The following is a 12,847-nucleotide window of genomic DNA, read 5'->3' as shown; positions in this document are numbered from 1 at the left end:
ATGCTCATTCTGCAATTCCTGGTGGTGGCCGCCGCGTTCGCCGTCATCGACGCCGTCTGGCTCAAGTCGATGAACAAGTTCTACCGCCGGCACCTCGGACACCTGATGGCGGACAAGCCCCATCTAGGGTACGCCGTGGTGTTCTACGTGCTCTACATCGCCGGAATTGTCTTCTTCGCCCTCCGGCCGGCGCTCAACGGCGGCAGCTGGCTCACGGCCCTGGGCTACGGCGCCGCGCTGGGTGCGTTCGCCTACGCCACCTACGACCTCACCAACGCCGCGACCCTGAAGAAGTGGCCGCTGGCGATCGTCGTCGCGGACATCGCGTGGGGCGCTTTCCTGACCGGCCTCGCCACTGTCGTCGGCTGGCTCGTCTTCCACTAGGCGCCCGGGCGGCCGGCGGCCGGCCCGCTGCTCAGCTTTTCCGCAGCGTCAGGATCTGCTCGGCGCGTCCGAAGGGTCCCTGCAGGTCATGCAGCACGGTGGAGGTCAGGCCGATGCCGTCAGTGCCGAAGGACACCTCGTTGTCCAGGCCCAGCCATTCCCCCTCGGGACGGCGGTACATGTGGATCTGCAGGTCCAGGTTGGGGAAGGCGTAGCTGCCCTTGCCCGGCGGAACCCGCGCCGCGATCCCGTTGGCCGTGTCCACCAGGCCCACCAGCCGGGCCAGGTCGCTGCTGTCGGCCCGGTCCGTGAGCGGGTAGTCGGTGTGCAGCCAGACCGTGCCGGACCCTGCCCGGTGACCCTCGGCGATGCGCATCGTCAGCGAGGCGATGTAGCCGCCGGGCCAGACCGTGGCGGCGTCGTACGGTTCGCAGTCCTCGGGCGCAGGGATCCGCGGGTCTTCGAAGGCGGCGACGGCGGCCGTGTCGGAGGTGATCATGCGCCAGGCGGTCGCCCGGATGGCCACGCGGCCGCCGGCCACGAGCTCGGCCTGCAGCAGCTCGATCGTCCGGCCGGGGCGCAGGGTGGTGGTGGTGACCTCGAAGTCGCCGCCCGGGATCAGGCCCAGGATCTCGTAGCTGATCCGGGCCATCCGCATGTCCTCCCGCGGCTCGTGCCGGGCCAGGGCGTCGGCCAAGATGCCGGACGCCGGCGCCATGTGCTGTTCGTGCTCATTCCAGGCGCCCTGGGCGTGGATGGTGGAGCGGAACCGCCCGTCCCCGAGCGCCTCGTAATAGAAATCGCCCTCGGCCAGCACCGGTAGTTCAGCAGTCAACGTCGACCCTTTCGCAGCATCCATCAGAGAATCCCACCCACCTTATCGCCTCGGGCCGCCCGGGTTCCGCTGCTCCCGTGGTCTCCCCCGATCCGCCGGACTGGGTAGACTCGGGAGCAGGTTTACTCCGACTATCCTGCGAAGAGGTGCTCCCCCTGATCCGCGTTATCAGCTACAACCTCCGCAAACACAAAGCCAGCGGCGAACTGGAGGCCCTGGCCGAGGGTTTCAATATCGATGCGCTCTGCCTCCAGGAATGCGACACCGATGACCTGCCCGAGAGCATCGGCGACCTCCACCTCGCCGATGCGACGCGGGGCAACCGGCTCGGCCTGGCGATCTACTACCGCAAGGACCGTTTCACCGCGTACGAGACGAAGACTTTCGCGCTGAAGAAGTCACTGCACGACCGGGTCCTTGCACCGGCCCACGAGCGCCTGATCGGCACCCGGGTGGTCGACAACGAAACAGATCACGACCTCGTTATCGCATCCTTCCACGCCGCGCCGCTCACGGCGTCGAACTCCCTGCGGCGGAACCAGATCCACGCCGCCCACGCGGAACTGCTGAGCATGGGCGGGGGGCTGATGACCTTGATGGTGGGCGACTTCAATTACCCGTTCTTCACGAAGTACCTCACCGAGCAGATGAAGGACGCCGGCTACGAGCTCTCCCTCAGCGACCGGCGAACCTACACCCGCTACAAGGTGTTCAAGGGCCACTTCGACTTCGCCACCTCGCAGGGCCTCATGATCGAAAACGTCGAAACCCTCCCGCGCGGAGCCTCCGACCACCTCCCGATCCTCATCACCGCCGAATACGGCCAGAACGCGCCCGGAGCTGCCGCGGGCTAAGGCCCCCGCTCCGTCTCCGGCTCCGCGGCCGGCTCCTCGTGGCCCTCTGCCCAGCGTCCGGCGGCCCTGCCGGCGGCGCTTTGACGTGCCCTCTTTCCAGGGACCCGTCCCCCGGTAGCCGCCGGGTGAACCCGGCGGGCCCCTGCGCGAACGTGCCGTGAACAACGCATGAACTGACCCCGATATGGACCGGGGGCGTAACCGTTTCGTGATCTACTTTTTGGCGTGAACTCTACCCGCGAGTAACTTTTCGGGCCCTCCCAGCGATTACCCCTGTGGCGGGCTGGCCGGGTCTCCTCCGGCGACGCGGGAAGTCAGCCCTGACATAAAAAGGAATCCGACGTGAACGTTTCAAGACGCAACTTCTTGGGTGTGGCTGGGACAGCAGCCGCCACGGCCCTGGCCACCGGCGGCACACTCCGTGCGGCTACGGCCGCCACGCCCGTGATGCCGGCGCCCGCGGCCTCCGGCATCGAGCACATCATCGTCGTGATGATGGAGAACCGCTCCTTCGACCACTTCCTCGGCTGGATGCCGGGGGCCAACGGGAAACAGGCCGGGCTGAGCTACATTGACCGCTACGGCATTCCGCACTCGAACCACCACCTGACCGATTTCCAGGGCTGCGGCCACCCGGACCCGGACCACTCCTACGAGGGCGGCCGGATCCAGTACAACAACGGCAAGAACAACGGCTGGCTCCGGGCCGGTGAGAACGACGAGTTCGCCGTCGGGTACTACGACGCCGCCGACCTCGACTTCTGGCGGCAGGCCGGCCCTGACTGGACGGTCTGCGACCAGTACTTTGCGGCGACCATGGCCGAAACGTACCCCAACCGGTTCTACCAGCACGCCGCCGCGACCGACCGGATCCACAACTCCACGGTAACGAGCACCTTGCCGACGATCTGGGACAGGCTGGCCGCCGCCGGCGTCTCCGGCAAGTACTACTACGGCGACATCCCCTTCACCGCGCTCTGGGGCACCAAGTACCTCGGCATCTCGCACCACTACTCCGAGTTCCTTTCCGACGCCAGTGCCGGAACCCTGCCCGCTGTGTCGTTCGTGGATCCGCGGTTTACCGACGAGGGCTCCGGCACCTCCGGCGACGACCACCCGCACGCCGACATCCGCTCCGGCGAGACGTTCCTCGCCGAGGTCTACAATGCCGTTACCTCCGGTCCGGGCTGGGCCAACACCCTGCTCGTGGTCAACTACGACGAATGGGGCGGCTTCTACGACCACGTCGCGCCCACGACGGCTCCGGACACCAGCGCGGACACCGCGCTGCGCGGCTTCCGGGTTCCCTCCCTGGTGGTCTCGCCCCGCGCCCGGCGCCGGTACGTCGCCCACAATGTCTACGATCACACCTCGGTGCTCAAGGCCATCGAATGGCGCTGGAACCTGCCGCCGCTGACCCCGAGGGACAAGGCCGCCCGCAACATCGCCGAGGTCCTGGACTTCGGAGCCCCGGCCAACCTAAACGCCCCCAAGTACCTCGTCCCGCCGTTCGTGGCCGGCCCCGCCTGCACTCCCGTGGGGCCGCCGCCCGCCGAAGAATGGTCCGGACTGAAACAGAAAGCACTCGCCGACGGATGGAAGCTCCCGTGAACCCCACCACAACCACACCCGCACGCCGCGAACCGCGCAGCAGGCGCCGCCCCCTGAAGCGGATCGCCTCCGCGGCACTGCTCATCCTGGCCGCCGCGACGCTCAGCTACGGCCCCGCGTCGGCCACGGCGGGCACACCGGCACAGGCGACCACCGCCGTCCCGGCCGCCAGTACCCCCGGGAAGGGCTACCTGCCCGGGGCAAAACATGTCTTTGTGATCAACCTTGAGAACAAGGGCTATGACGAGACTTGGGGCCCGAAATCCGCCGCGCCCTATCTCTCCCAGACGCTGCGCAGCCAGGGCGTGCTGCTGAACCAGTACTTCGGCACCGCGCATAACTCCCAGCCCAACTACGTGGCGCAGATTTCCGGCCAGGGTCCGAACCCCCAGATGCAGGCAGACTGCCAGAGCTACACCCCGTTCGTCGGCAGCGGCACCGCCAGCCCCGGCCAGGCTGTCGGGGACGGCTGCGTCTTCCCGGCCAGTGTCCCCACCGTCGCGGGGCAGCTCAAGGACGCCGGGAAGACCTGGAAAGGCTACATGGAGGACATGGGAACCCCGTGCCGGCACCCCGCGCTCGGCGCCGTCGACGACACCCAGAAAGCCAAGGTCGGCGACCAGTACGCGGCGCGGCACAACCCGTTTGTGTACTTCGCCGGCATCACCGGATCTCCGGACTGCGCCAAGAACGACGTCGACCTGTCCGCCCTGAAGACGGATCTCGCCTCAACCGCCACGACGCCAAACCTGTCGATGATCACGCCGAATCTCTGCCATGACGGACACGATTCCCCGTGTGTCGACGGGCAGCCGGGCGGCCTGGCCAGCGCCGACGCCTGGCTCAAACAGTGGGTTCCGGCCATCACCTCCTCCCCCGCCTTCAAGCAGGACGGGGTCTTGGTCATCACCTTCGACGAGTCCGACGGGCCGCAGAGCGACGCCAGTGCATGCTGCGGCGAAGGCCCGGGACCGAATTCGCCGCTGCCGGGCATCACCGGCATGGGCGGCGGCCGCGTCGGTGCGCTGGTCCTCTCGCCCTTCACCAAGGGGGGCACCTGGTCCACCACCCCGTACAACCACTACAGCCTGCTGGCCAGCATCGAGGACACTTTCGGCCTGCCCTACCTCGGGTACGCCGGGACGCCGGGGCTGAACCGCTTCGGCCTCGACGTCTACAACGCCGGGGTCTAGGAAGTTCCCGCGACGGACCGCAATTGCCCGGCCGCCCGGTAACCCCTAGGAAGTGCCGGACGCGCCGCGGGCTTTGGCGCCGCGGCGCAGGACGCTGCGGGCCAGCCGGAAACGCTCCCGGACCGAGAGTTCGGGCAGGTATGCGCGGGTCAGAGCGCTGGCAATGCCCGGGAGCGCCGCGGAGTCCGGATAGGCCATGTACAGCGGGGCGTACAGCGGACGGAACTTGCCCTTGAACGCCAGGAGGGACCGGAAGCCGTAGACGGGCTCCAATGCCGACCCCAGGCGGTCAAGCAGGCGCTCAAGCCGTCCGGTTTCGTCCGGTCCGGCGTCGCGGAGCCGGATTTGTTCCTCCCCGGGGGCATGCGCCAGGGGTGCCCCGGAGAGGCTGATGAATTCGAAGCCCTCGTCCCGGAAGCTCAGCGCAGCGGAGGCGATGAGGAACTCGATGCCCGGCCGGAATCCTGAGCTTCGGCCGCGCATGAAGTCCAACGTCCATCCCGCCACCCGTCCGTCCCGGTAGACCGGCAGCCATGACGTGACCGCGTGAACGTGGTGCCGGACGTCGACGGCGAGAAGGCAGCGGACCTCGGGGTCGTTCAGCTCCTCGACACCTCCAAGGGTGAAGCCCATCTCTGGCATCTTCCGGTCGGCTACCCATTCCTCGGAGATGGCCTGGATCTGTGCCTGGATTGCCAGCGGCGCGGACGGATACCGCACCCACTCGGCGCTGATGCCTGCCTTCGCGGCGTTGTTCATTGCCGTCCGGATATCCTGGAATTGCTTGCCGCGGAAGGACAGGCCCGCCAGCGGAAGAACGGTCTCCTGGGCGACCTGCACCGAATCCCACCCCAGAGCGGCCGCGGCCTCACGGACCTCGGTGTGCACGGAGTAGAAGCACGGATTCCATCCGTTGGACCTGCAGTACGCGGCGAATTCTTCCACCGCATTGCTGGTGCCGGACGCCGGCCCGACCGGACCGCCAAGGGTCAGCGCGATGCCGGCGATGACGCGGTAGGCGACAAAGCTCTCGCCGCCGCTGGAAAACCAGTACACATTTCCGGGCCACGTCGTCATCCACGAGATGGAGCTTCCCCGGCCGGCCCGGAGGATGGCCCGCGCCCGGTCAATATCGGCTCTGTTGCGGCTGTAGGCCGGGCGCAGGAACGACGTCAGCACCCACCCCCCGCTGATGACCCAGAAGGCGATCCCGACCCCCTCATAGAGCAACACGGCCGGGGTGCTTTCGGGGAAAAACGCCGGCGGCAAGTCCACGGTAAACCCCAGCGGAAGAAATCTGTCCGGGACGTCCGCCACCAGGTCCGCGAGTGTGGGGTCGGGGCTGAATCCCGGTGCCAGCGCCACTCCGAGCAGGACGTAGACACCACCAAGAACCCCCGCCAGGCCGACAACCCGCACCGCCAGTCGCCGGTACGTCCCGCGGGGCGCAACGGCCGGGAACATCGGCTGGCACGCCAACAGCACCGCGAAAAGAAGGACCGGCAGGAGCAGCGGGGGCACCAGGGTCAGCGGATGGGTCCGGCCACCCACCCGGCTGGCGTCGACCAACTCCCCGGCGACCGTGTTGGGACCGGCTGACTGCAGGACCCCGACCATCGTAATGAGCGCCAGGACCGACAAGGCGGCCTGGACCAACACGGCACCCAACCAGGCAGCACGACGCCCCCGGCGCAGCCCTTCAGCCAGCAACAGCAACAAGAACGACGGCACAATCGCCATGAAGATGGCCCCTGCCCCGGCCCGCAGCTGCAGGAGCATGGCCTCGCACTCCCGGTGCTGGGCGGGGATCGCACACACGCTCTGCAACGTCTGGGGGTCCACCGGCTGGATATCGGTAAAAATCAAGCGCAGTACAGCGAGGGGACCCGCCGCGTGCGGGGTCAGACCGGCAACCACCGGCCCCACCGCCGAGACCGCCACCAGCAGTGCTATCAGCACACGCCCTTCGTGCCGGGAGCTGACCGGACGCCGGAGCCGGGGTTTGCGGCCCAGGAGCACGGGGCCGAGCAACGCGCCAGCCGCGCCAGCCCCAAGACGGATCAGATCCGTGAACCCGCCGCTGTAGAGCGCCAACAGGATAAGCAGGCCGAAAAGCCCCAGCCGGATCCGGCGCCGCCACAGCGGCCCCATGGACGCCGTCGCAGCCAGGAGTGAGCCGTAGACCATGGCGCTCGGACCCAGGAAGTAGGTTGCATCCAGGCCCCGGGCCCAGCTCCCCATCAGGAGCCTGGGTGCCTCCCAGACGCCAGTGGCGGCGAGGACGCCCGCAACCTGGGCAGCAGTGGCTGCGATCGCCAGCTTCAGGCTGCCGATCTGGCGTTCGACGGGGACTCCGACCAGCAGCACGAGCGCTGTTCCCAGAACGTAGCCCGGCAGGTTCCGCGCCCAGAGTGCGGAAGCCAGCACGGCGGTCCAGTGGTCCGGCCAGAAATGCGCCGTCGCGGCCACCTCTGCCTTCCACCCGGGCGCCGGCCCCTCAAATAGGCTCGACGACGCGGCGCCGACGACCCAAAAAACAGCGACAAACCCCAGAGTGACCGGCGCGCTCCGAAGTGACAGGAAGATCCACCGTGGCCACCCGCTGCGACGTGTCCGCTTCGCCCCGCGGACTGGCGTCGACACTGGAGCTGGCAATGGGCACTCCTTTCAGGACAGCGGAGCTTCGGCTGCCCCATCCTGTAGGTACCATTTGACCACTCGCGCCAGCAGGGCAACAGGGTAGCCTCCGACGGCCTTCCCTTTGCACCTCCGCAAGACCCGCAGGAGCGCTGGCATCCATAGAACTCCCAGCGTTTCCCGGGGTCTGCGGTGTTATAACGTCCGTAGAGGGATGCGCCTGATGGAGGGGACCCATGCCGCAGCTGCTCGGCCTGAACGTTGTAGATCCAGCCCTGCTTGGCGCCTTTTACGGGCTGTCGCTACTCGCCTGCCTCTACCTCGCGGTCCGGAGGCCGCTCCCGCCGCGCTGGTTGCTCGTGGCGTTTGCAGGGCTGGCGGGCGGGGCCCTCGCGGGTGCCATCACGCTCTTTGTCTGCGAAGCCGTGGTCAACGTGTTCGGACTGCCGCTGGAGCCCGATACCCGCGCCTGGGTTATCTCCGCCTTCGCCGGCGTCGGCCTCGCCGTGGTAAATCTCTGGCGTTCACGCTGGTGGCGGAAAGCGGCTGCCGTGATCGCAGTGCTGGTTTTCGTCTCGACGGCGGCCCTGGCAATCAATGCCGGCTACGGGCTGAACCCCACCCTGGGCGCCATGCTGGGGCTGAACCAGGCCCAGCACCTGGCCCTCCCTGCGCTCAATCCGAAGGCCCGGCAGGACAACGGTGGTCCACTGTGGCAGAGCTGGACTCCCCCGGCAGGGATGCCGGCCACCGGCAGGAGCGGAGCCTTATCGATCCCGGCAACCGCCTCGGGTTTCCACGCCCGGGACGCGTATCTGTACCTGCCCCCTGCGGCCCTGGTTGCCGATCCGCCGCCCCTGCCGATCGTCATCATGATGATGGGCCAGCCGGGAGGACCTGAACAAAACAAATCCGCCGTCCAGGAACTCAACGCCCTCGCCCAGCGCAACCACGGGTTGGCTCCGCTCTTTCTCACCATCGACCAGCTGGGCAATCCCTACCAGAATCCCGTCTGCGTGGACTCGGACAAAGGCAAGGTGTATACCTACGTCACCACCGACGTCGTCAATTTCATCCGAACCAGGCTCAATGTCTCGAGCGCCCGCGTCCAGTGGGCGGTGGCAGGCTACTCCAACGGCGGGGAGTGCGCCCTCTCGTTCGGGGCCAAGAGGCCGGAGCTCTTCGGGTCCCTGCTGGACATTTCCGGCGAACTCGAGCCAATCGACGGCTCGCCCGACAACACCGTGAAGACCATTTTTGGCGGAAGCCAGGCGGCCTTCACCGCCGAGAAGCCTGCCACCATCCTCAAGGCGCACCAGTACAGCGACTCGCTCGCCATCTTCACCAGCGGCGCTTTGGATCCGGTGTACGGGCCGCAGGCCGCCGCCGCCGAGGGGTTCGCTAAGGCCGCCGGCATGACAACCCGCCGGTTCGTCGGTGAAGGCATCGGCCACCGCGGCGACTCGGTGGATTACGGTCTCAAGACCGGGCTGCCATTGCTGTACGAGAGGTTCGGACTGGTGCCGCCGCGAAGTTCTTAAGCGTTTCTTAAGCCCGGCGGCAAAGACTGGGACAGGACGCGTGACCGCGCGCCGCCGCTCCCGAACCGGAGGATTCCATGACCGGACCCGCCCCTGTCAGCCGCCCTGCACCAGCCCGCCGTCCCGACGCGCGTTCCGCCGGGCCGCGTTTTCGGGCCCTCCCCCAGGTGCGCCACTGGCTGTCCCTGGGTGTGCTGCTCTGCGTTGCGGTCATCGCGTTGGGCTTGGCCGTGCAGCTGGTGCCGGGGGACACTGCAGCCGAGTTGGGCGTAGACCAGGGACTCAGCCTGCACCACGTTCCAACGCTGACCGCCGTGGCGATGGCTATTAACGTGCTCTTTGGCCCGGTGGTCGGACTCGCGTTGGTGGGCGCCGTGGCCCTCTACCTCTGGCTGGTCCGACGCGATCTGGTGAAGGCCGCGGCTTTCGGCGTGGTGGCCTGCTCGGGCTGGGCGGCCAGCGAGGCCTTCAAGCTCCTCGTCTCCCGCCCGCGGCCCGACCCGGCTCTGCTCTTCGACCCGCTCGCGCCGGAGACCGGCGCCGACAGCTTCCCCAGCGGCCACGTCGCCTTCGCCGCCGCGCTGGCCTTCGCCCTGTATTTCCTGGCCCGCGGAACCCGCTGGTCCACGGCCGCCGCAGCCGCCGGCGCGGTCATGGCCGCGGTCGTGGCCTGGTCCAGGCTGTACATCGGCGTCCACTACCCCACCGACGTCGCCGCTTCCTTCCTGGCCACGGGGGCCGCCGTCGTGCTGCTCGCAGGGGTGTGGAACCGGTTCGGCCCCCGGACCGTGGAGCGCCTGCCCGACGCCGTCTTCCTCCGTCCCAGCCGACCCTAAGGACATTCCCATGCACGGTATTTTGACCTCGGGACTGGCCCCGGCCCTGGCCGCCGCGGGCACTCCGTCCCTGCTGGACCCGGCCAGCCTGCTCGCGGGGCTCGGCCCCGCGGCACTCGGCGTTATCGCCGCGATGGTGTTTATCGAGTCCGGTGTACTGTTCCCGTTCCTGCCCGGCGACTCCCTGCTCTTCAGCGCCGGCCTGCTGCACCAGCAGCTGCACCTGACCCTGCCCGTGTTGATCGGGGTGGTCACGGGCGCCGCCATCGCGGGCGACCAGGTCGGTTACATGCTGGGCCGCACCTTCGGGCGGCGGTGGTTCAAGGACGACGCGAGGATCCTGAAGACCGCCCACCTGACCGCAACAGAGGAGTTCTTCCGCCGCCACGGCGGCGCCGCCGTCGTCCTGGCCCGCTTCGTCCCCATGGTCAGGACGTTTGCCCCGCTCTCGGCCGGCATCGGCCGCTATGGATACAGGGCCTTCACCCTCTGGAACATTGTGGGTGCCTTCGCGTGGGCGGTGTCCGTGACGTTGCTGGGCACCTGGCTGGGCCACTATGAGATCGTCGCCAAGAACATCGATGTCATTGCCGTGGTGATGGTCCTCGTCTCCGTCGTGCCGTGGGTGATCCAACTGCTCAAGCGCCGCCGCCGGCGCCGCGACACGGGCGGCGTCGGACTGAACCGGGAACCGGCCACGGAAGAATAAGGCCCATGACATCCCCTGACCGGCCGGCCTTGCTGCTCGTTGAGGACGACCCTGTCCTGGGCCCGCTGATCGCCGAACTGCTGGAGCCGGACTACCGTGTCCGCCTGGCCGCCACCGGCCAGGATGGCCTGCACCTGGGGCTGACCGAGCCGTGGGACGTGCTGGTGATTGACCGAGGACTGCCCGTGATGGACGGCATTGCCGTGATCACCGCCCTGCGGTCCAAGGGAATCGCCACGCCCATCCTGATTCTGACGGCGCTGGGCGACCCGGACGAGAAGGTTCGGGGGCTGGACGCCGGTGCCAACGATTACGTGACCAAACCGTTCGACGCCGGTGAGCTGGCCGCGCGTCTGCGCGCCCTCACCCGCAGCTACTCCCGGCCCGCGGGCCACGTCAGCATCGGCGACTGGGAGCTCGATCCAGCGTCGCGCTCGGTCCGCTCCATGTACGGAGCCGTGGTATCCCTCACGGCGAAGGAAGCCGAGCTGCTGGCGGCCCTGGCCGCGGACCCCCTGCGGGTCTTTACCCGCGACGAACTGCTCGCGCGCCTCTTTGACCCCACGGACCAGCCCGGCGTGATCGACACCTACGTCCACCACCTCCGCCGGAAAATCGCCAGGACCGTCATCCGCACTGTCCACGGCGTCGGATACCAGATCGGCGAGGCCAATGACTAGGAAAGCCCATGACTAAGGAAACCCCGCCGGGAGGAACGCCGGACCAGACCACCCTGCGCAAGGCCTCGCTCAAGGTGGCCGTCCGCATCAGCGCGGCCTGCGCGGTGATGGTGCTTTGCCTGCTCGCAGTCACCGCCCTCTATCTCATGAACAAGCTGGCCCGTCCGGAATTGCCGCCCCCGGCGCTGGCAGGGACCACGTACACCTACCTCGATTCCAAGGACCTTTTCGAGGCGATGGTCATCGCCGGGGTAGCCGGGATCGCACTGGCCGGCCTCGTCGGCTGGCTCAGCGCCCGCAGCGCCATCCGGCCGCTGGGCGAGGCACTGGCCCTCCAGCGCAGGTTTGTCCAGGACGCCAGCCACGAACTCCGCACCCCGCTGGCCATCCTGGACACGCGCATCCAGCTCGCGCAGCGCGGCGCCGCGCCCGCTTCGCGCCAGGGCCGGGAGCTGGACCGGATCCGCGAGGACACCGCCCGGCTCACCGACATTGTCAACGAACTATTGCTCGCCGCTACGGCGGACGCCCCCGATCCCACGGCCGGGCCAGCGGAGCCGGTTGACCTGGCCGACGTCGTCGCCCCCGTCGCTGACAGTCTCCAGCAACTCGCGGCGGCCAATGGCGTCCGACTGGAATTCTCCGCGGCCGGCCGCCCGGCGGCCAGGATCGACGCCAACGCGCTTCGCCGCGCAGTCCTGGCGCTGGCGGACAACGCACTCTCGCACACCCCGCCCGGCGGCCGCGTGACCATTTCAACGGCCGCCGAGCAGCAGCACGCGGTGATCACCGTGGCGGACACGGGCGCCGGGATCACCGGCGTCGACCAGGACAGGATCTTCGAACGTTTCGTCAGGACTGCGGGCGCCGACGGGTCACGCGGGCAACGCAGCTACGGCATCGGACTGTCCCTGGTCCGCGAAATCGCCATGGCGGCCGGCGGTTCGGTAGAGGTGGCCAGGACCGGGGCCGACGGAACCGTGATGAGGCTCATCCTGCCTGCCGCCGGGGGCTAAAGCCGCGGGGGGTGGTCAGTTGACGGTCGCGGCCGGTGATCCGCCGCGCTCTTTGACCGGGGTGCCTGCCGGCTCCAAGTCCGTCCTGGCGAGCAGCGCGGCCACCACCTCCGCCACAATGTCTTCCTTTTCGCGCTTCTTGGCGTCCTCCATCTGGGCGACTTCGACGCGGGCGGCCTGCCAGGCGGACCAGTGGCCGGAGACGAGTGCCCAGAGCGAGAGGGCGGAGACGTACACGACGGAGTCCAGCCAGCCCATCATCAGCGAAATGGGGATCATGAGGATCCAGATGATGGCCAGCCAGCCGTTGACCCGCCGCATGAAAACGGGATCCCCCTGAACCATCGCCCACAGACTCTTTACCGGGCCCACGCATCCTCCTCACATCAACGGCCGGACGGTCCTGCCGACGGGGACTGTATCCGCAGATCCTGAGAACAGGCTGAGAGCCGGAACGGAGCAGCCCTGCGGCAGCCCGCAGGCCGCAAGTCGGCCGCGAGGCACGTTCACGCCGGGCAGGTACCGGCACTCGGCGCGCACGGGACTAGTCT

The 12,847-nt window shown here is 68.3% G+C and carries 12 protein-coding genes; 9 read left to right on the top strand and 3 right to left on the bottom strand.

The window, feature by feature from the left end; genetic code table 11:
* Positions 1–384 carry a DUF2177 family protein gene (locus E7Y32_RS12735; protein ID WP_146337424.1) on the top strand — a complete coding sequence of 128 codons (384 nt, stop codon included), beginning with the start codon at positions 1–3 and terminating at the stop codon, positions 382–384.
* 31 nt (positions 385–415) lie between these two features.
* Here the strand turns inward: E7Y32_RS12735 and E7Y32_RS12730 are convergent, their stop codons facing one another.
* Positions 416–1,219 carry a thioesterase family protein gene (locus E7Y32_RS12730; protein ID WP_146337423.1) on the bottom strand — a complete coding sequence of 268 codons (804 nt, stop codon included), beginning with the start codon at positions 1,217–1,219 and terminating at the stop codon, positions 416–418.
* Positions 1,220–1,377: 158 nt separating this feature from the next.
* Between E7Y32_RS12730 and E7Y32_RS12725 the strand changes: the two genes are divergently transcribed.
* The 3 genes from E7Y32_RS12725 (at position 1,378) to E7Y32_RS12715 (ending at position 4,877) form a co-directional block, all read left to right on the top strand.
* On the top strand, positions 1,378–2,073 hold the full coding sequence (locus E7Y32_RS12725) for an endonuclease/exonuclease/phosphatase family protein (protein ID WP_146338631.1): 696 nt from the start codon (positions 1,378–1,380) through the stop codon (positions 2,071–2,073).
* A gap of 342 nt (positions 2,074–2,415) precedes the next feature.
* Positions 2,416–3,684 carry an alkaline phosphatase family protein gene (locus tag E7Y32_RS12720; protein ID WP_146337422.1) on the top strand — a complete coding sequence of 423 codons (1,269 nt, stop codon included), beginning with the start codon at positions 2,416–2,418 and terminating at the stop codon, positions 3,682–3,684.
* The gene (locus E7Y32_RS12715) at positions 3,681–4,877 is read left to right on the top strand and encodes an alkaline phosphatase family protein (protein WP_261382441.1); all 1,197 of its coding nucleotides are present in this window, start codon (positions 3,681–3,683) and stop codon (positions 4,875–4,877) included. Before E7Y32_RS12720 ends, E7Y32_RS12715 begins: the two co-directional genes overlap by 4 nt.
* A gap of 45 nt (positions 4,878–4,922) precedes the next feature.
* Here E7Y32_RS12715 and E7Y32_RS12710 read toward each other — a convergent pair whose 3' ends face one another.
* Positions 4,923–7,346 (bottom strand): bifunctional lysylphosphatidylglycerol flippase/synthetase MprF, encoded by a 2,424-nt coding sequence (locus E7Y32_RS12710; RefSeq protein WP_261382440.1) that lies wholly within the window; start codon positions 7,344–7,346, stop codon positions 4,923–4,925.
* A gap of 404 nt (positions 7,347–7,750) precedes the next feature.
* On the opposite strand from E7Y32_RS12710, the gene E7Y32_RS12705 reads away from it, so the two are divergent.
* The 5 genes from E7Y32_RS12705 to E7Y32_RS12685 all read left to right on the top strand — a co-directional run bounded on the left by E7Y32_RS12705 (position 7,751) and on the right by E7Y32_RS12685 (position 12,296).
* Positions 7,751–9,055, top strand: a complete 1,305-nt coding sequence (locus E7Y32_RS12705) for an esterase family protein (protein WP_146337420.1) — start codon at positions 7,751–7,753, stop codon at positions 9,053–9,055.
* Positions 9,056–9,222: 167 nt separating this feature from the next.
* Entirely contained in the window at positions 9,223–9,891 is a 669-nt protein-coding gene (locus E7Y32_RS12700; protein ID WP_261382439.1) for a phosphatase PAP2 family protein, read from the top strand.
* A 10-nt stretch (positions 9,892–9,901) separates the two neighbouring features.
* On the top strand, positions 9,902–10,600 hold the full coding sequence (locus E7Y32_RS12695) for a VTT domain-containing protein (protein WP_146337418.1): 699 nt from the start codon (positions 9,902–9,904) through the stop codon (positions 10,598–10,600).
* Positions 10,601–10,605: 5 nt separating this feature from the next.
* Positions 10,606–11,280: a response regulator transcription factor gene (locus E7Y32_RS12690; RefSeq protein WP_146337417.1), complete on the top strand. Its 675-nt coding sequence runs from the start codon at positions 10,606–10,608 to the stop codon at positions 11,278–11,280.
* An 8-nt stretch (positions 11,281–11,288) separates the two neighbouring features.
* On the top strand, positions 11,289–12,296 hold the full coding sequence (locus tag E7Y32_RS12685; protein WP_146337416.1) for a HAMP domain-containing sensor histidine kinase: 1,008 nt from the start codon (positions 11,289–11,291) through the stop codon (positions 12,294–12,296).
* A gap of 15 nt (positions 12,297–12,311) precedes the next feature.
* Here E7Y32_RS12685 and E7Y32_RS12680 read toward each other — a convergent pair whose 3' ends face one another.
* Entirely contained in the window at positions 12,312–12,641 is a 330-nt protein-coding gene (locus tag E7Y32_RS12680) for a hypothetical protein (RefSeq protein ID WP_146337415.1), read from the bottom strand.
* Between the last annotated feature and the right edge of the window lie 206 nt (positions 12,642–12,847).

Source organism: Arthrobacter sp. UKPF54-2 (assembly GCF_007858535.1).
In the GTDB taxonomy this organism is placed as follows: Bacteria; Actinomycetota; Actinomycetes; order Actinomycetales; family Micrococcaceae; genus Arthrobacter.
Note: the sequence above shows the minus strand (reverse complement) of the source record. Positions and strands in the feature narration are given on the sequence as shown.